Annotated in this window: 15 protein-coding genes; 4 read left to right on the forward strand and 11 right to left on the reverse strand. The window is 69.4% G+C overall.

Translation table 11 applies throughout. From position 1 onward, the window contains the following. Position 1: 1 nt before the first annotated feature. From BKA25_RS17755 to mraZ, 6 genes are all read right to left on the reverse strand, one after another. Complete coding sequence (locus tag BKA25_RS17755; RefSeq protein ID WP_069848210.1) at positions 2-1,504, reverse strand: UDP-N-acetylmuramoyl-tripeptide--D-alanyl-D-alanine ligase; 1,503 nt, start codon at positions 1,502-1,504, stop codon at positions 2-4. Continuing rightward, complete coding sequence (locus tag BKA25_RS17760; RefSeq protein WP_069848209.1) at positions 1,501-3,042, reverse strand: UDP-N-acetylmuramoyl-L-alanyl-D-glutamate--2,6-diaminopimelate ligase; 1,542 nt, start codon at positions 3,040-3,042, stop codon at positions 1,501-1,503. Before BKA25_RS17760 ends, BKA25_RS17755 begins: the two co-directional genes overlap by 4 nt. Before the next feature lie 256 nt (positions 3,043-3,298). Next, a complete protein-coding gene (locus BKA25_RS17765) occupies positions 3,299-5,143 on the reverse strand; it encodes a peptidoglycan D,D-transpeptidase FtsI family protein (RefSeq protein ID WP_069848207.1) in 1,845 nt (614 codons plus the stop codon). Then, a complete protein-coding gene (ftsL, locus tag BKA25_RS17770; protein WP_157421011.1) occupies positions 5,143-5,835 on the reverse strand; it encodes a cell division protein FtsL in 693 nt (230 codons plus the stop codon). The genes BKA25_RS17765 and ftsL overlap by 1 nt, the downstream gene beginning before the upstream one ends. After that, the gene (gene rsmH, locus BKA25_RS17775; RefSeq protein ID WP_069848202.1) at positions 5,832-6,818 is read right to left on the reverse strand and encodes a 16S rRNA (cytosine(1402)-N(4))-methyltransferase RsmH; all 987 of its coding nucleotides are present in this window, start codon (positions 6,816-6,818) and stop codon (positions 5,832-5,834) included. The genes ftsL and rsmH overlap by 4 nt, the downstream gene beginning before the upstream one ends. A gap of 200 nt (positions 6,819-7,018) precedes the next feature. Further along, entirely contained in the window at positions 7,019-7,450 is a 432-nt protein-coding gene (mraZ, locus tag BKA25_RS17780; protein WP_069848201.1) for a division/cell wall cluster transcriptional repressor MraZ, read from the reverse strand. 541 nt (positions 7,451-7,991) lie between these two features. Here mraZ and BKA25_RS17785 point away from each other — a divergent pair. From BKA25_RS17785 to BKA25_RS17795, 3 genes are all read left to right on the forward strand, one after another. Continuing rightward, positions 7,992-9,071, forward strand: a complete 1,080-nt coding sequence (locus BKA25_RS17785) for an AAA family ATPase (protein WP_069848199.1) — start codon at positions 7,992-7,994, stop codon at positions 9,069-9,071. 68 nt (positions 9,072-9,139) lie between these two features. Further along, the gene (locus BKA25_RS17790; protein WP_069848197.1) at positions 9,140-10,417 is read left to right on the forward strand and encodes a DUF58 domain-containing protein; all 1,278 of its coding nucleotides are present in this window, start codon (positions 9,140-9,142) and stop codon (positions 10,415-10,417) included. Beyond that, positions 10,414-12,861, forward strand: coding sequence for a transglutaminase TgpA family protein (locus BKA25_RS17795; RefSeq protein ID WP_069853487.1), 2,448 nt, complete (start codon positions 10,414-10,416; stop codon positions 12,859-12,861). The genes BKA25_RS17790 and BKA25_RS17795 overlap by 4 nt, the downstream gene beginning before the upstream one ends. A 187-nt stretch (positions 12,862-13,048) precedes the next feature. Here BKA25_RS17795 and BKA25_RS17800 read toward each other — a convergent pair whose 3' ends face one another. Both BKA25_RS17800 and BKA25_RS17805 read right to left on the reverse strand, forming a co-directional pair. After that, a complete protein-coding gene (locus tag BKA25_RS17800) occupies positions 13,049-13,459 on the reverse strand; it encodes an SCO2097 family morphological protein (RefSeq protein ID WP_069848196.1) in 411 nt (136 codons plus the stop codon). Between the two features lie 236 nt (positions 13,460-13,695). Next, on the reverse strand, positions 13,696-14,454 hold the full coding sequence (locus BKA25_RS17805; RefSeq protein ID WP_069848193.1) for a class I SAM-dependent methyltransferase: 759 nt from the start codon (positions 14,452-14,454) through the stop codon (positions 13,696-13,698). Positions 14,455-14,585: 131 nt separating this feature from the next. Between BKA25_RS17805 and BKA25_RS17810 the strand changes: the two genes are divergently transcribed. Beyond that, positions 14,586-15,416 (forward strand): ParA family protein, encoded by an 831-nt coding sequence (locus tag BKA25_RS17810; RefSeq protein ID WP_069848191.1) that lies wholly within the window; start codon positions 14,586-14,588, stop codon positions 15,414-15,416. Between the two features lie 53 nt (positions 15,417-15,469). On the opposite strand, the gene BKA25_RS17815 is transcribed toward BKA25_RS17810, so the two are convergent. The 3 genes from BKA25_RS17815 to BKA25_RS17825 all read right to left on the reverse strand — a co-directional run bounded on the left by BKA25_RS17815 (position 15,470) and on the right by BKA25_RS17825 (position 18,703). Further along, positions 15,470-16,657 (reverse strand): uracil-xanthine permease family protein, encoded by a 1,188-nt coding sequence (locus tag BKA25_RS17815; RefSeq protein ID WP_084642787.1) that lies wholly within the window; start codon positions 16,655-16,657, stop codon positions 15,470-15,472. 421 nt (positions 16,658-17,078) lie between these two features. Beyond that, positions 17,079-17,870, reverse strand: a complete 792-nt coding sequence (pspM, locus tag BKA25_RS17820; RefSeq protein WP_069848189.1) for a phage shock envelope stress response protein PspM — start codon at positions 17,868-17,870, stop codon at positions 17,079-17,081. Positions 17,871-17,884: 14 nt separating this feature from the next. Further along, entirely contained in the window at positions 17,885-18,703 is an 819-nt protein-coding gene (locus tag BKA25_RS17825; protein ID WP_069848187.1) for a PspA/IM30 family protein, read from the reverse strand. Positions 18,704-18,746: the final 43 nt, after the last annotated feature.

Consider the following 18,746-nt stretch of genomic DNA (forward strand, 5'->3'; position numbering starts at 1 on the left):
CTCACGAAGTGCCTCCGTTCGATGCCCGGGAGCCGTCGAGGATCGCGTCGGCCACCCGCCAGAGTTCGGCGGCCTTCGACGCCTTGACCAAGACGACGTCGCCGGGCTGCATCTGATCACCCAATAGATCGATGGCGCCTGCCACGTCAGGCACCAGTACTGCCTCGTTCCCGTAAGAGCCTTCCAGGCACGCGCCTTGATACATCGGGCGGGCCCGGTCCCCGACGACCACGAGCCTGCTGATGTTCAGCCGGACCGCCAGCCTGCCGATCTCGTCGTGCGCCGAGGTCTCGTCGGTACCCAGTTCCCCCATCACACCGAGCACCGCCCAGCTGCGCCTCGGCTCCCCCGCCGTCTCGCGCGCCATCGTCGCCAAGGTCCGCAACGCGGCCCGCATCGACTCCGGGTTGGCGTTGTAGGAGTCGTTGACCACCACGACGCCGTCGGGTCGCTCGGTGACCTCCATCCGCCGCGCGGAGAGGCGACGCGCCGAGGACAACCGCTCGGCGACCTCCTGCGGTGTGGCACCCAGTTCCAGGGCCACCGCGGCGGCGGCCAGCGCGTTGTCCACCTGATGGGCGCCGTGCAGGGCCAACCGGACCTCGGCCTCGCCCTGCGGCGAGATCAGCCGGAAGCTCGGCCGCGCCGCCGAATCGAGCTGGACGTCGACCGCCCGGACCTGCGCACCGTCCCGCTGTCCGAAGTAGACGACACTGGCCGAGGTGCGCTCGGCCATCTGAGCGACTCTCGGGTCGTCGAGATTGAGGATCGCCACGCCGCCGTCTGCCTCGCTGGGCAGCGCGGCGGGCAACTCGCCCTTGGTCCTGGCCACCGCCTCCTGCGAGCCGAACTCGCCGAGATGCGCGGTGCCCACGTTGAGGACCACCCCGATCCGGGGCGGGGCGATCGAGCACAGCTCGGCGATATGACCGGGACCCCGAGCGGAGAGTTCCAGCACCAGGTGTCGGGTGTCCCGATCGGACCGCAACACCGTCCAGGGATGACCGAGTTCGTTGTTGAAGGAGCCCGGCGGCGCCACCGTGGCGCCCATCGGCTCCAACACCTGGGCGATCAGGTCCTTGGTCGAGGTCTTGCCGGAGGACCCGGTCACGCCGACGATGGTCAGCCCGTTCTGGGACAACCGGCCCGCGACCTGCCTGGCCAGCGCGGCCAGCCCCGCCAGCACCGAGGCCCCGGCCCCGGTCCGATCGCCGAGCAGGGCCATCGGGGTTCCCGGCCGTTCGACCTCGGTCGCCGCCGGGACGATCACCGCCGGTGCGTCCACCTCGCGTGCCGCGAGCACGCCGCTCGCGCCTGCCGCCACGGCCTGAGCAGCGAAGTCGTGTCCGTCCACCCGCTCGCCGGGCAGCGCGACGAACAGTCCGCCGTCGGTCAGCTTGCGGGTGTCGAACTCCACCGTCGAAGCGACGGTCTCCGAGCCGTCCGCACGGTGCAGCCTGCCACCGACGATCTCGGCGATCTCGCCCAGCGTGAGTGCGATCAACGTTTCTCCTCCGTCTCACGATCGCGGATGGCCTCGGCCAGCACGTCGCGGTCGGAGAAGGGCAGCATCAGATCGCCCACCTGCTGACCGGTCTCGTGGCCCTTGCCCGCGACCACCAGGATGTCGCCGGGCCGCGCCCTGGACACGGCCTCGGTGATCGCGGCCCGCCGATCGCCGATCTCGACGATCTCACCGCGTTGGGCGCTGGGCACCGCCAACGCGCCCGCCAGCATCTCCGAGCGGATCGAGGTCGGGTCCTCGCTCCGGGGGTTGTCGTCGGTGACGACGACGAGGTCCGCCCGACGGGCCGCCTCCGAACCCATGGCGGGACGCTTGCCCGTGTCGCGTTCCCCGCCGCAGCCCAGGACGACCAACACCCGTCCCTCGGCCTGCGCCCGCGCGGCATCGAGCACCGCGGCGACCGCGCCGGGCTTGTGCGAGTAGTCGACCATGGCGACGAACGGCTGGCCTTCCACGACCCGTTCCATCCGGCCGGGCACGTCGACCGAGGCCAGACCGGCCGCGATGGCATCCGCCGGGATGCCGTCCTCGTGCAGGCAGGCCACCGCGACCAGCGCGTTGGCGATGTTGAACGGGCCGGGCAGCCGGATCAGCAGCTCGAGGCGGACGCCGTCGGGACCCACCGCGACGAAGGTCTGCTCCCCGGTGGGAAGCGCCCGCGCGTCGCGAACGGTCCAGGAGGCGTCCACACCGGGAGTCGTCGACACGGTGATCGTGTCCGGGGTGATCAGGCGGGAACCCCAGTCCCCGTCCACACAGACCACCTCACGGCGGGAACGGCCGTCGAACAACTTCGCCTTGGCCGCGAAGTAGTCCTCGAGATCGAGGTGGAAGTCCAGGTGGTCCTGGGAGAGGTTGGTGAACGCGCCGACGGCGAACTCGGTCCCGCCGACCCGTCCGAGGGACAGGGCGTGGCTGGAGACCTCCATCGCGACGTGTCCGACGCCGCGTTCGACCATCACGGCGAAGAGCGCCTGGAGGTCGGGGGCCTCGGGGGTGGTGAACGCGCTGGGCAACCGTTCGCCCGCCACCCGGGTCTCCACGGTACCCACCAAGCCGGTCGACACGCCCGCGGCGCGCAGCCCGCCGTCGAGCAGGTAGCAGGTCGTGGTCTTGCCCGAGGTACCGGTGACACCGAGGACGCGCAGTGCCGAGGAGGGATTGCCGTAGATCCGCGCCGACACCGGGCCGATGGCGGAACGGGGATCCGGGTGCACCATGGCGGGTAGGTCGATGCCTGCCGCCCTCGCGCGTCTCACCCCCTCCTCGTCGCTCAACAACGCGACCGCGCCCGAGGCGGCCGCCTGCTCGGCGAAATCGGCGCCGTGGGCCCTGGCGCCGGGCAACGCGGCGAACAGGTCGCCGGGGCGGACGTCCTGGGCACGGAGGGTGGCACCGGTGACCGCCCGCGAGTCCGGCGCCAGACTGGTCTGATCGACCTGAAGTCCGGCGGCCACGACGCTCGCGAGCTCGGCCACCGAGTGGGGCGTCACGCGGGCCGGTCTCGGCGCCTTCATGACGGCTTTCGGGGAGGCGAGGGCTGACACGCGCGAAAGGCTACCGACGCGACTAGCAACACCTGACACATGGGACCGTCCCAGCATTCGAGTCGGATGGCGTAACAGACGGGGGGTCGCCCCGCAGGCGGACACCGCCGGTGATGTGGCCCGACGTGTGTCCACGCACGGACGGGGTGCCCAGCCGAGGCACCGTCCACACCCGACAGCGTCGTCGGACACCCGCCTGCCGGCTGGAACGCGTCCGGACCGCCGGTCAGCGCTCGGTCAGAGTGACGATCGGACTCGGCTCCGGCGACAGCGGGATCTCATGACGCTGCGTCAGATAATCGATGGTCTCGCGGAACAGCGGCGCCGCCGAGGTCCCGGGGTCGGGTGCGTCCAACATCACTGCCACCACGAACCGGGGGTCGTCGGCCGGGAGGATGCCCGCGAAGGTGATCCATTCGTCGACCTGACTGTATCCGCCGGTTTCCGGGTCCGGTTGTTGCGCGGTGCCGGTCTTGCCTGCGATCTGATAGCCCTCCAACGCCGCCGCGCTGCCGGTACCACGCTGCCCCGGCTCGTCCTGGGTGACGGCGCGCAGCATGTCCCGCACGGTCCGCGCCGTCTCGGGGCTCACCACCTTCACCCCGGTCGGGCGCGGCGCCTCGACTCGCTCGCCGTCCTGGTCGATTCGCGCGTCGATGATCCTCGGGGGGATGCGGACGCCGTCGTTGGCCAAGGCCTGGTACATGCCTGCCATCTGCAGCACCGTCATGCTCAGTCCCTGCCCGATCGGCAGGTTGCCGAAGGTGCTGCCGGACCATTCCTCCCTCGGTGGAACCCGTCCCGCGCTCTCGCCGGGCAGGCCGACCTCGGTCCGGCGGCCCAGCCCGAACCGATCGAGCATCTCGACGAAGCGTTCCTCGCCGACCTCGTCGGCCATCATCAACGTGCCGACGTTGGACGAACGAGCGAGCACGCCGGTCGCCGTCATCGACTCGACCCCGTGCGGCCAGGCGTCGCTGATGGTCCGATCCGCCACCTCGATGGAGCCGGGGACCTCGAGTACGTCGTCCGGCATGAGCAGCCCGTCCTCGATGGCGGCGGCCACCGTGACGACCTTGTTCACCGAACCGGGCTCGAAGGGATTCGACACCGCGGGATTGGCCAACTGCTCCGGGGTCGCCACGGCGGTGTTGTTCGGGTCGTAGGTCTGATCGTTGACCAGTGCGTGGACCTCACCGGTCTCCGCCTCCAGCACGACCAGACTGCCGCCCTCGGCACCGGTCTCCTCGATGTAGGAGGTCAGCTGTTGCTGCGCGACGAACTGGAGATCGGAGTCCAGGGTCAGAACGAGATCGGAGCCGGGTACCGCGGGCTCGACCACATGGGACGAACCCGGGATGACGACCCGTGATCCCTCGGCCATGTCCGCGACGAGCAGGCCGTCCTCGCCGGCGAGCAGATCGTTGCTGGAGCTCTCCAGCCCCTGCATGCCTCGGATCTTCTTCTCGTCCGGCCGCCAGTTCGCGAAGCCCAGCACGCTGGAGGCCAGCTCGCCGCCGGGGTAGCTGCGGCGGGCGCGGTACTCGCTGCCGATCTCCGGGTACTGCGAGCGGATCTCCTCCGCCTGGCTGGGCCGCACTCCGTCGACCAGGTACACGAAGGACCGGTCGCTGAACAGATCCTCGATCAGCTCCTGTTCGTCGACGGCATCGCCGAGCACCTCCACGAGGTAGGCGACCATCTCACGCTTGTAGGCGGCCGGATCCTCGCCCTCCTCGCGTTGTACCTCCTCGATCACGCTCGGCTGCGCGAAGAGCATCCTGGTCTCGATGCTGATGGCCAGCGGGCTCCCGTTGCGGTCGAAGATCGCGCCGCGTTCCGCGTTGACGACGGTGTCGTTACGTCGTTGCCGTTCGGATCCCTCGGAGATCGCACCCGCCTGCACGACCTGTACCTCGACGAGCTTCACCGAGGTCGCCAGCAGGCAGATCACGAGGAACAGCCTGCCGATCCGCAGGCGACGGTGGTTGTTCTGGATGTCCGATCGAACGCGATTGCGCGCCCGCACCTGCAGCGGGCGGCGGGTGGTTCGTCCTCGATGCGGTGGCATCAGGGACTTCCCGGGAGCGCGGCCGCGTCGGCCGGGCCCTCCTCGGCGGAGGTATCCCGGTCCGCCTCGGTCTCGGTGTCCTCGGACTGCTCCGGCGCCGACTCGTCCGCCGGATCCGATACCGGCGCGTCTTCGGGCTCGTCGGCGACTCGGTCGGCATCGCCCGTCGGGCGCCCCGCCGCCTCGCCACCCGCAGGCGGCACGAGGCTTGCCTGCTGTTCGAGCTCGCCTTGCCCCTCGTCCGCTGCGGCGTCGTCCCCGCTCTCGGCGGGTGTCGGCTCGCCGACCAGTTCGATGGTCCCGTCGGGCAACACCAGCAGGCGGGCGGGGTCCTCCACCGGGATCATGCCCAGTTCGACGGCCTTGTCCGCCAGTGTTCCCGGCGATTCCAGCTCGGCCACCTGCTGGCGCAGCAGCTCGGTGTCCTCGGTGAGCGAGGCGACCTCGGCGTGCAGATCACTGAGCTCGTAGGAGTCCGAGGCCGCCGAGGTCGACAACCACAGCGTGCCGACCAGACCGGTGCCAAGCAGGGCCATCACCAGCAACACGAACGGGGTTCGAGGTGAGGAACCCGGCCTGCGACGCGGCAACACCGAGGAGAGACGTCTGCGGCGGCCTCGGCGGGACGCCTGGATGGTGGTCGCCGCCCGACTCCGGCTTGCTCGGCCGGGGGTGCGCATCCCGTTGCTCATCCCGTGACCTCCCTGATCCGCTCGGCCGCCCGCAGCCGCACCGAGGCGGCTCGCGGATTGACCGTCACCTCGTCCTCGGTGGCCTGTTCACCCCGACGCACCAGCAACCGCAGCTCCGGTCCATGGCCGGGTAGTTCGACGGGCAGCCCTTCCGGGCTGGTGGAGCGGGATCGTCCGACCAACGACTGCTTGACGATGCGGTCCTCGAGGGAGTGGTACGACAACACCACCACCCGACCGCCGAGCCGCAGCGAATCGACCGCGGCGGGCACCGCCCGACCCAGTACGTCCAATTCGGTGTTGACCTCGATGCGCAAGGCCTGGAACGTGCGCTTGGCCGGATGACCGCCGGTTCGGCGGGTCGCCGCGGGCACCGAGTCGTAGATCAGCTCCACGAGTCTGCCGCTGGTGACGAAGGGTGCTCTGCCCCGCTCCCGCACCACGGCCGCCGCGATCCGGGAGGCGAACCGCTCCTCGCCGTAGACGCGGAGCACCCTGGCCAGGTCCCGGGCCGGATACTCGTTGAGCACGTCGGCGGCGGTCGGCCCGACCGAGGGGTCCATCCGCATGTCCAGCGGCGCGTCCTGCGCATAGGCGAAGCCACGCTCGGCCTCGTCGAGCTGGAGCGAGGAGACGCCGAGGTCGAACAGCACGCCGTCGACGCCGGGGAACCCCAGTTCGGTCAGCACCTCGGGGATCTCGTCGTAGACGGCCTGCACGAGACGGGCCCGGTCACCGAAGGGTTCGAGTCGGGCCTGCGCGAGCCGCAAGGCCTGCGGATCCCGATCCAGACCGATCAGGGTGAGCCCGGGGTGCGCCGTCAACAACGCCTCCGCGTGCCCACCGAGACCCAGCGTCGCATCGATGAGAACCGGCCGGTCGCCCTCGAGGGCCGGCGCCAGCAGTTCCAGTGTTCGCTCCAGGAGCACGGGAACGTGTCGGGCCGATCCGCGTTGTGCCGACTGCGTGTTGTCCTCTGTCATGGTGGCCCCCTCCCACGGTGGCGCGACTGGCGAAACCGACACAGATTGTCCTGTGATCACCGGGGCGGATACCGTCAGGTCCCCGCCCGCCTACTCGTCCTGGCACCGGGGAAGGTGTGTCAGGACCGTGAGTACAGCGGACCGAGGCCTCACAGCATCCGAACCACGCTCATCGCAGTCGCGAAGAACTCCGCCGGAGACTAGAAGACTCCGGGCAGGACCTCCTCCCTGGCCTGCGCATAGGCGTCCTCGTGATCCGCCAGGTATCGCTCCCAGGCCGAGGCGTCCCAGATCTCCAACCTGCTGATCGCGCCGATCACCACGCAGTCCTTGGCCAGCCCCGCATAGCGCCGCAGGTCCGAGGTGATCGAGATCCGCCCCTGCCCATCGGGGCGTTGTTCGTCGGTGCCCGCGAACAGATACCGCTGGTACGCACGGACGGCCTCGTTGGTGAACGGGGCCTGGGCGACCTTGTCGGCCATCTCCTCGAAGACCGCGCGGGGGAAGACGAAGAGGCAGTGGTCCTGCCCCTTGGTGATCATCAACCCACCTGCGAGCGCATCCCGGAACCGAGCAGGCAGCGTCACCCTTCCCTTGTCGTCGAGCCGAGGGGTGTGTGTACCGAGGAACATCTACGCCACCTCCCCACCGATCCCACGCGATCGGCGGCAGGGCTCCCGTCTGCCCCACCGGCGGCCACATTACCCCACTTCGCACCACAGTCAACGCGAGAAGACGACACCTTCCACTTGCGACCGCAATGTTTGCGCAGGTCAACGAGCCGAGTCCTTGGTGGAGCACCGTGGGGCACCCACGCCGAGGATCCCCCGGCTGCACCGCCGGTCCACCCGTTCATGCCACGCCTGACCGCCATCACTCGGTATCGGCTGCGGCGGCGACGGTCCTCGCGGGTGGTGGGAAGTGGGGCACGCGCGCTCGGCGGCCGACCGACCAGCGAATCCCAATCCGGTGCCACGAGTTCGCACAACCGCCCTGGGTGACCGCACCAAGGTTTGACAGACTGGATGTAACGCTGCTCGCCGCTCGGTGCAGGATCGCCAATGGATGTGCTCGCCCACCGGGAAGGCGCATTCGGCCATCGCCGTAATCGCGCTTGACGGACTCCCGGGTCGACCACCGGCTGCGGCGGCACCGCAAAGCACAGGAGGTCGTGTGACGCCGAGTACTCATCCCCCCGCACCGCCGATCGAACAGCACGTCGCTCCGGTCGAGACTCGGCCGATCCCCGGGTTGAGCGATGTACAGCGAGCGGCCGGGGCGATCGCCTCCAACGTCGAACGCGTGCTGGTCGGCAAACCCGAGGTGGTTCGCACGGCGATGGTGACCCTCCTCGCCGAGGGGCACCTGCTCGTCGAGGACGTGCCGGGCGTCGGCAAGACCTCGCTGGCCAAGGCACTCGGCAAGTCGATCGACTGCACGGTGAGTCGGATCCAGTTCACCCCGGATCTGCTGCCGAGCGACATCACCGGTGTCTCCATCTACAACCGACAGAACACCGAGTTCGAATTCCGCCCCGGCCCGGTGTTCGCCAACATCGTCGTCGGCGACGAGATCAACCGTGCCTCGCCCAAGACCCAGTCGGCGCTGTTGGAGTGCATGGCCGAGCACCAGGTGACGGTGGACGGCAACACGTACCCGCTCGGCAGGCCGTTCATGGTGGTGGCCACGCAGAACCCGGTGGAGATGGAGGGCACCTACGCCCTCCCCGAGGCGCAGCGCGACCGCTTCACCTGCCGCGTCTCCATCGGCTATCCCGACCCGCAGGCCGAACTGGCGATGGTCGACGAGCATTCGGGACCGGACCCGTTGTCCGAGTTGGGACCCGTGTCCACCTCCGGCGATATCCTCGGCCTGATCAAGGCGGTGCGCGGCGTTCATCTGGCGACCGAGATCCGACGCTATGCCGTGGAGCTCGTCGCAGCCAGCAGGCGTCTGCCGGAGCTCCGGCTGGGTGCATCGCCGAGGGCGACCCTGCATCTGGTGAAAGCCGCCCGTGCGCAGGCCGCGCTGCTGGGTCGCGACTTCGTCGTTCCGGACGATCTGCAGGCGGTGGCGATCCCGGTGCTGGCTCATCGGCTGGTGTTGACCGCCGAGGCCCATGCCGCCCGGCGTACTGCGGCGGAACTGGTCCGCGCCCTGTTGCAACGTGTTCCGGTCCCACACGGCGGCGGAAACGGCCAGGCTCCACCCGCACAGCCCAACCATTGGCCCGCACAGGCGATGCAGGGCTGAGTCTTCTCGTCGGTGGGCACCGCGACCGTGGCGCCCACCGGCCACCGATGTCGAGTTCGAGGCGGACGATGCGCAGGGCACTGGCAGGACTGACCACCCGGGGGCGATGTCTACTGGCCGCCGGGATCGCTGCGGCGCTGTGCGCCATGGTCTTGAACGAACGCGATCTCATGCGGGTCGCGTTGTTCACCATCCTGCTGCCGCTGGTGGCGGCGGGCTTCGCCAGCCGGTCCAGCGCAGGCGTCGCGGTGGAGCGAATGGTCGCCCCGACCCGCGTGCAGGTCGCGCACGGCGCCGAGGTGCGGCTACGGCTGTGGGGGCGCGGCAGGCTGCGGGCGGGGTCGCTGTTGTTGGAGGACGCGGTACCCAACGCGGTCGGTGAGAGCCCTCGGTTCCTCACGCCGCGCCCGCATCACCGCAGGCCGCTGCTGCTCAGCTATCGGATCCGACCCGGCGTCCGGGGCTTGCATCGTGTCGGGCCGCTGTCGCTCAAGGTCACCGATGCCTTCGGCCTGGCCGAGTACGACAAGGAGACCGCAGGGACCTCCTCGCTGATAGTCGTTCCCCCGGTCTACCCATTGCGGGGACTGCCGGGCGGTTCGGGGCTCGGCTCGGGTGAGGACGGCTCGATCCGACTCCGCTCCGGACAGGGCGAGGACGACGCGATCATTCGGCCCTATCGCCAGGGCGACGACCTGCGCAAGGTGCACTGGAAATCCACGGCGCGACGGGACGAGCTGATGGTCCGGGTCGAGGACCGCCCCTGGCGAGGCGGCACCACGGTCCTGCTGGACACCCGCAGCGCCGCGCATCGGGGCATCGGCCCGGCCGCGAGTCTGGAGTGGGCGATCTCGTTCACCGCCAGCATCTGCGTCCACCTGCACCGGTTCGGCCACGAGGTCCGGTTGTGCACCGACGATGGTCGAGTCCTCGCGGGCGGCACCGGCGACGGCGGCCACGACGACACCGTCGTGCTCGATGCGCTCGCGATGCTGCCCGCCTCCCACCGACGGGACCTGCACTGGATCTCGGATCCCGGCTTCGGACAGGAGACCTTCGCCGTGCTCGGCGCGGTCACGCCCGGCGCAGCCGAGGAACTGGCCCGGCACCGGCCGAGGGGCCTGCGCAGTGCGGCCGTCCTCCTGGACGTCCGGGCGTGGGCCGGTTCCGACCAGCCTGCCGCGCCCGACCCGGCCCCCGCTGCGGCGTTGCTCCGCGCGGCGGGATGGTCGGTGGCGATCGCACAACCGAATCAGGCGATGACCACGATCTGGGCCGAACTGTGCCAGGCCGACGCGTGGCGGCCGGCGGCGGGTTACGCCGCAGACATCGGGAGGAACGCATGAGCGCGTCGTGGACCACATGGGAGCAGGACTCCACGACCGCGGTCGTCGCGGGCACCTCGGTGATCTGCGCGGCGACCGCGATCTCCGGAGTCGTCACACCGATGACGTGGTTGCTGTTCTGCATGGTCGCGGTCGTCGCCGTGGTGAGCACCGGCATCCTGCTGCGCACGCTGCGCGTCCCCACCCCGTTGGTCGCCACGCTCCAGCTCATCGTGTTGATCTTCCTTATCACCGCCATCTTCAGCAGGCAGGGTTTCCTGGCGGTCATCCCGACGCCGGAATCGGTCGATGATCTGCTCGCGCTGCTGGTCCAGGCGGCCGCCGAGGTTCGAGTCGGAGTGTCGCCGATCGAGACGACGGCGGCCATCACAGCGGTCCTGGTGGCCACGATCGGCCTGATGGCCATCCTGGTCGACCTGCTCACCGTGTCGGTGCGAGCACCTGCGGCCGCAGGGCTGGTCCTGCTCACCGTGTTCGCGGTGCCCGCATCGCTGGCCTCCGACATGCTTCCCTGGTGGACCTTCGTCCTCGGCGTCGTGGGCTTCTCGATGCTGCTCGCGGTGAACGGCAGGCTCCGGGCTCTGGGCTGGCGGCGAGCGGGCGGTGCGGGCTCCTCCGGTGCGATCGCCCCCGGCAAGTCCGCCGCCGTCGGGATCACCGCTCTGGTCGCGGTGCTGGCGCTGGGCGTCGGATCGACCCTGACCTTCATCGGCACCGATGGGCGGATCCCCGGCGCCCGGGACGGAACGCAGAGCGTCGGCTTCCAACCGTTCACCTCGTTGCGCGGGCAGCTCAACCAGCGCGATGTGGAGCTGTTCCGGGTACGCGGCCTGGAGAATCCAGCTTATCTGCGCTTGTTCACGCTCGATCAGTACGTAGCAGGCGAGGGTTGGGAGATGGGTCCGTTGCAGGACGGCGGACCCGCAGGCGGGCAGCTGCCGCTGCCCGTGGGCACGCCTGCTCCGACGGAGACGACCAGCATCGAGATCGAGCCGACCAACTTCGAGGACCCGTGGCTACCGGTCTACGGGCTGCCGACCGCGTTGACCGACGTCGACGAGACCTGGCGTTACGACGAGCGCACCGGGGTGGTGTTCGGAGACCGTCAGGTCGCCGAGCCCTACACGGTGGAGACCTCGCTGCACGTCCCCTCGTTCGCGGACCTGCAGGCGGCGCCCGAGCCGGTCAGCGTCGACGAGCGATACCTGGTGACCGAGGGCATCCCCGACGAGGTCGTCGCGCTGGCGGAGGAGATCACGGCGGGCGCGCCGACCGCGGCAGACCGGGCCAAGGCACTCAACGACTACTTCACCGACCCCGAGAACGGTTTCACCTACAGCCTGGAGACCGAACAGGGCAGCCACTCCGACGCGCTGAGCGACTTCCTCCTCGACTCCAGAACCGGCTACTGCGAACAGTTCTCCTCGGCGCTGGCAGCGCTGCTGCGGACCGTGGGCATCCCCTCCCGGGTCGCGCTCGGTTTCACCGGCGGGTACAACGCGGGCGACTACCGGGTCATCGGGACCAGGGAGGCGCACGCCTGGGTCGAGGGCTACTTCGAGGGCGTCGGGTGGGTGACCTTCGAACCGACCCCCTCGGACGGCCGGATGATCACGCCCGAGTACCTCGACGAGGACCTACCGGACGCGCCCGAGGACATCGAGCAGACCGAGGAGGACGTCGCCCCCACCGACGAACCGGAGACCACCACCGAATCCCCCGAGGAGACGACCACCGAGGACCTCGCGGTGGGCGGTGGCACCGATTCGCCGGGCAGGGGTGCCCCTCCGATGCCGCTCTGGGTGTTGACCGCGCTCGCGCTGGTGACCGCCGCCGTCGCGGCCCTGCTCATGCTGCGCGGTTCGGCCGGGCGCGGGCGGGCACCGACCGGCCCCGGGTCGGCGGCCGAGAACGGGATGCCGTTGCTGCGCGCGGTGCTGTTGTTCACCTCGATGGCCGTGGTGCTGCCGTGGCTGTGGTGGTTGTTGAGCCCGGTCGCCGCTGCGGGCTGGTGGTGGGCACCGCTCGTGCCGTTGGCTGCGGCGGCGGCCCTGTTCGGGCCGTCGATACTCCGGTCGAGTCAGCGCGCCGCGCGGCTGCGGCTCATCGCGGCCGCAGGTCCGGGTGCGGCGAGTGCCGCTTGGCGCGAGCTGATCGCCGAGGCAGGCGATCGCGGCGTCGACATCGGCAGTACCGAGACGGTGCGGATGGCTGCGAGCAGGCTGACCACCCGGTTCGCGCTGGACCCCCGGGGAGCTCAGGCGCTAGACGCACTGGTGGCGGCGGTGGAACGGGACTGGTACGGCCGAGCCGGACAAGCCGACGTCGGGCTGATCGAGGCGGTGCACACGCTCACCCGGTGCCTGCGGCAGACCGCCCCGATGTCCTGGACGGCCCGGTTGCTCCCGCGTTCGGTGCTACGGCCCGCGTCGGCCCGGGCGTGATCTACCCGAATCGATGGGGACGTCGGGACCGTTCCGTCGTCCTGGAGTGAGTGTTCGATCAGGGGGTGTGGGGCGGTTACCCGTCCCACGCGGTACGACGGTCCGCGACCGCTGTCCGATCGGACGACCGGTCGAGACCGCCGTTCCGATCACCGTTGCTCACCGGGAGAAACGGTGATCGGAACGATCAGCGATCACCGTCCATACGACGCCGAAAGCGCTCCTCCATACGTTGCGAGAAGGAACTCCTCGGGCGACGCGGCGGTGCCGCACTCCCTTCTGCTGGCTCGTCCTGTTGCTCTTCGCCCTCCGCAGGTGTGGAGCGGAGCGCGACCAGCATCAGGGCGACACCACCGAACATGAGCAGGAAGCCGAGGACGCTGATGACCGGGATGTCTGCCAGTCGAACCGGCAGGACCACCCCCAGCACCAGCATGACGAGACCCACCACCAGCAATGCAATGCCCTGCAGGCGACGCCGCCTGGCGGGCTTGCGCAGCCGTGCTCCGCGCACGCTGGAAGCGAACTTCGGGTCCTCGGCATAGAGCGCGCGCTCGATCTGATCGAGCAGTCGCTGCTCGTGCTCGGAGAGTGGCATTGCTCCTCCTCCGGCACTGGGGTCGCGGGCACCGGATGGTCTCGTGGCCTTAGACCCCGGCGGACACCTCGCGTGGGGTGTCATCACTAAGGATACGAGGCACGGGACGCCTCGACTACCCGGTCCGGGCACCGGACCGTTTCCAAATGCCACGAACTCCACTCGGATCGAGCAGGAATCGAGGACACACCCTCGATGAACAGCGGTTTCGTCCGATCGGAGCAAGACGGGGCAAATCAGAGGTTTGGGCCCACATTCCGTCTACCCACGGCATGCAGCCTGCTGGCGGTGGCCAACAGCGCGGGATGCCCGACGGCGGCCGCCTCCAACTCGGCGGCCGTGTCGGCGTTACCCGTCCCGGTCGTCGAGGCGGAACCGGGAATGAGGTCGGAGAGCACCCCGTCGCCCTGCAGGGTCTCGACGACGAGACCCGCCGCCGACAGCAGCCCCGCCAGCCCCGGCCCGTCGAAACGACGAAGCAACCGATCCCGGCCGGGTCCGCCGTCCTGCGAGCCCAATCGACCCGCCGGATCGGTGAGCAGCTCGCGCGCCTCGTCCAACCTGCCCGCGAGCGTGCGGTGGATCACCGCCGCGTAGCGGTTGGACACCAGGATGGAGACCGCGCCGCCCGGCACCAGCACCTCGGCCAGCGAACACAGCGCCACGGCGGGGTCCTCGACGAACTCCAGCACGTCGTGCCCGAGTACGAGATCGACCTCGCCCGCGGGCACCAGGTCGGCGAGTGTCTCGATGTCGCCCTGCACACCACGCACGCGATCGGCGACCCCGGCATCGGCGGCGCGGCGGCGCAGGGTCGCCAAGGCGTCCGGGCTGGAGTCGACGACGGTGACGGCACAACCCGAGGCAGCCAGCGGCACCGCCCACACACCGGTGCCACCGCCGACGTCGAGTACACGGGGAACGCGGTCCGCACTCCGAGCTCGCGCGGCGGCGAGCTCGGCGATCAGCGCGCGGTGGACGGCCTCTGAACGCATGCCGCAAAGCGTAACGGCCCTGCATGCGCGCCTTAGCCCAACCGGCTCCGACCCGAGGGTTGCGGTCCCGTTACACAAGACCACCCCTTGCACTGCATACGTGGCAGGCTGCTGCCCGTAGGCTGCACCCCGTGCATACCGTGGCAGTCCTGAGCCTGAAAGGTGGTGTGGGCAAGACGACCGTCGCGCTAGGACTGGCTTCGGCAGCCATGCGACGCGGCTTGCGCACCCTGGTCGTCGATCTCGACCCGCAGTGCAATGCGACGTCGGCCTTGGAACCCGGCGAATCGGAGACCGATCTCGCCGATGTCCTCGCCGACCCGAGTCCATCGGTCGTGGGCTCCGCGATCGTGCCCAGCGGCTGGGGCGAGGACGTCCACGTGTTGGTGGGTGCCGAGGATGCGGAGTTGCACAACGTCCCGGATCCCAATCTGAACCGGCTTTCCACCCTGTCGAGGGTGCTCGGGTCGGTCAACGATCTCGAGATCGCCCAGGAACGCCCTTTCCAACTCGTGTTACTGGACTGCCCGCCGTCGTTGGGCAGGCTCACCAGGTCCGCGTTGGTCGCCGCGCATCGCGCCCTGCTGGTCGCCGAGCCGACGATGTTCGCGGTCTCCGGTGTCCAACGGGCGTTCGAGGCGGTCCAGAACGAACGCGACGAGCACAACCCCGATCTCCAACCGCTGGGTGTCGTCGTCAACCGAGTCCGCCCTCGCTCGCATGAGCACCAGTTCCGGATCAACGAGCTGCGGGAGATCTTCGGGCCGCTGGTGATGCCGGTCGTGATGCCCGACCGGCTCGCCGTGCAGCAGGCCCAGGGCGCGTGCATGCCGATCCACCAGTGGGGCACTCCAGGCGCCCGCGAGGTGTCCCTGGCGTTCAACCTGCTGTTGGCGCGGGTGTTGAGATCCGGGCGGGCTCGCCGCAGCAGGCAGCGCTCCGAGGAAGCAGACGACGACTAGACCGCGTCACCCGCCCGCGCCCCCTGCGAGAGGCACCGCAGGCGGGCGGCGGGTCAGGCCCCGCCGGACCTGCGGTGTCGGGAGAGTCTGGTGAGAATCGGATGCAGCACGACCGCCAGTAGCGAACCCCAGACGATCCCGCCGAGTTCGACACCCGCCACCGAGAAGGTCAGGTCGCCGATCCCCGCCATCAGCGCGGCGGCGGCGACCAGGAGGTTCACCGGGTCGGAGAGGTCGATGCGCGCCTCCAGCCAGATGCGCACCCCGATCAGCGCGATCAGACCGAACAGCACCATGGTGGCGCCGCCGAGCACGCCCACCGGCATCGTCAGCATCAGCGCACCGAACTTCGGGGACAGCGATAACAGCATCGCGATCAACGCAGCGATCAGGTAGGCCGCGGTCGAATAGACCTTGGTGGCCGCCATGACGCCGATGTTCTCGGCGTAGGTGGTGGTCGCCGAGCCGCCGCCCGCGCCCGCCAACGCGGTGGCCAGTCCATTGCCGATCAGCGCGTCGCCGACGCTGCCGTCCAGATCGCGGCGGGTGACGGCGGCGACCGCTTTGACATGGCCGACGGTCTCGGCGACGACGACCAGGATCACCGGTAGGACGATCAGCGTCACGGACGGCGACACCACGGGAGCGGTGAACTCCGGGACACCGATCCACGGGGCCGCGGCGAGATCGGCGAGGGCATCGTCGTCCAAGCCGTGGATGGCCAGGGCCAGCACCCAGCCCGCCAGCACACCCAACAGGACCGACAACCGGGCGGGCATCCCCCTACCGAGGATCGCGATGCCGATGATGCAGAGCAGGGTGATCAGCGCGATGCCCGGCTGCTCCGCGACGTCCTGCGCCGCCATCGGGGCCAGGGTGAAGCCGATCAGCATGACCACGGCACCGGTCACCACCGGAGGCATCAGGGAGTCCAGCAGCCGGGCGCCCAACGCCTTCACCGCGATGCCCACCGCGACCAACAACAGGCCCGCCACCAGCACACCGCCGAGGAGTAATGCGGGGCTCGCGCCGTCCAGCTGCGCGGCACTCAGCGGCGCGACGAACGCGAAGGACGAGCCGAGATAGCTGGGCACCCGGTTACGCGTGACCAATAAGAACAGCAGCGTGCCGAGGCCGGAGAAGAGCAGCGTGGTGGTGACGGGAAACCCCGTCTGCAACGGCACCAACACCGTCGCGCCGAACATCGCGAAAACGTGTTGTAAACCGAAACCGATCGTCATCGGCCAGCTCAGTCGCTCATCGGCAGCGACAGCGCCACCGTCTCGGACCGAGCGACCGCCATCTCGGACAGCCCACAGCGCCAAATACCTCACCCCCGACAGGTGCTGTAGTGACGAATCCTGCCACGGGTTGTAGCCAATCTTGACTGATAACTATCCGATATCACTCGTATGTACGAAGAAAAGTCTTCGCACCACGGCCAACAGTCAGTCAATGATCACAGAAAGTAAGATAAATGCGAGTTCGCCGCTTCGGAACTAGTCCATACAGGCGATGCAAGGCCGAGATAAGCACGGCGGGCGGGGCGTCTACTACCCGATGCGTCGAGAACGGCGGGGTCGATCAAGGGAGAGATCCCCTCGATCGACATCCGCCCACCCCGTGATACCCCGAACCCAGTGCCTGTGGCGGAGCGACGACTCAGCGTTCGACCCCTCGGGACAGCTCGCGCAACGCCGAGGCCAGACCGGCCAACCGGTCGGATGCGTCGGTCAGAGCGGTCTGCGGTTCGGCGCTGGCCGATGCGGCCACCGCCCGACCCGCCTCGGCAACCAGACGTCCGTAGCCGTCCACGCTCTCGTCCAGTTGGCGCTCCAAGCGCCGGATCTCCGAGGAGAGCGACGCACGCTCGGTGGCCGGTGCTGCCTGCGCAGCTCGTTCCACCGCCTGTAACCGGTCGGCGCCGTCCCGCACCGCCGAAGCGGCATCCACGGCCGTCAGCCGGGTCTGCACCACGACGTCCAACGGCACGGAAGCCGCCCCCTTCGTCGGCTCGCCGAGCCGATCCAGCAGCTCACCGAGGCTGGACTCCGCCGCGATAAGGCGCTGCATCGGAGCGCGGGCCGCCGAGGACACCGGAGGCAGCTCCGGTGGTGGCACGCTCGCGGCAGGCAGCGGGGTGCGGTACAGCTTCTGCACCCGGATCCCCGAGGAGACGGCCGACACCGACGACACGACCGCGATACCGCCGAGTGCGATCTCGGGGAACTCGATCTCCGGACCGTCTGCGACGAAGAACGCGGCCGTACCCGCGATGGCGGCCAGCCCGATACGCAGCTTCAGTCCCCGCTTCGCGCGCTTGCGCTTGCGCTCCGCTTTGGCCCGCGGATCGCGCCACGTGGAGACACCCCGACTCACCTCGCCGGCCAGTTCGCTGCCGAACTTGCCGATCGAGGCCGCGTGTTTAGCCCAATCGGGCTTGTCGCCGGCCATCAGTGATCAGACGCTCACGCCTGGCCCGGCTGCTGCTGCCCGGGCTGCTGGATGGCCTGCGTGGCCGGCTGCGGCGCAGCCTGTCCGCTGGTGACCTCGCCTGCGGCGCCGCCACCGCGCATGGATGCACGGATCTGCTCCAACCGCGAGGACCCCGCCATGTCCATGGTGGACTGCTGGACCTCCAGCATCCGGCCCTGCACCGAGTTCTTCGCCAGCTCCGTCTGCCCCATGGCGGTGGAGTAGCGCTTCTCGATCTTGTCCCGGACCTCGTCGAGGCTCGGGGTGTTCTTCGGCGCGGCCAGCTCGCTCATGCTCTGCAACGAGCTCGAGACCTGCTCCTGCATCTTCGCCTGCTCGAGCTGGCTGAGCAGCTTGGTGCGCTCGGCGATCTTCTGCTGGAGCTGCATCGAGTTGCGCTCGACGGCCTGCTTGGCCTCGCCCGCAGCCTGGATCGCCGAATCGTGGAGGCTCTTGAGATCCTCGATCTCCTGCTCCGCGCTGACGAGCTGGGCGGCGAATGCCTGGGCGCTGTTCTCGTACTGCTGCGCCTTCTCCGCGTCTCCCTTCGCCATGGCGTCCTCTGCCATGACCAGCGCCTGCCGCGCCGACGCCTGGAGCTTCTCCACGTCACCGAGGCGCCTGTTGAGCTTCATCTCCAGCTGGCGCTGATTACCGATGACGGCTGCGGCCTGCTGGGACAAAGCCTGGTGCTGCCGCTGTGCCTCCTCGATGGCCTGCTGGATCTGCACCTTCGGGTCGGCATGCTCGTCGATCTTCGACGAGAACGCCGCCATCAGGTACTTCCAAGCTTTCACGAACGGGTTGGCCATCTCCTCCGCCTGCCTTCTCTAACCACTCGGATATCACCTTGAC

Origin of the sequence: Actinoalloteichus hymeniacidonis (assembly GCF_014203365.1) — a bacterium.
GTDB lineage: Bacteria > Actinomycetota > Actinomycetes > Mycobacteriales > Pseudonocardiaceae > Actinoalloteichus_A > Actinoalloteichus_A hymeniacidonis.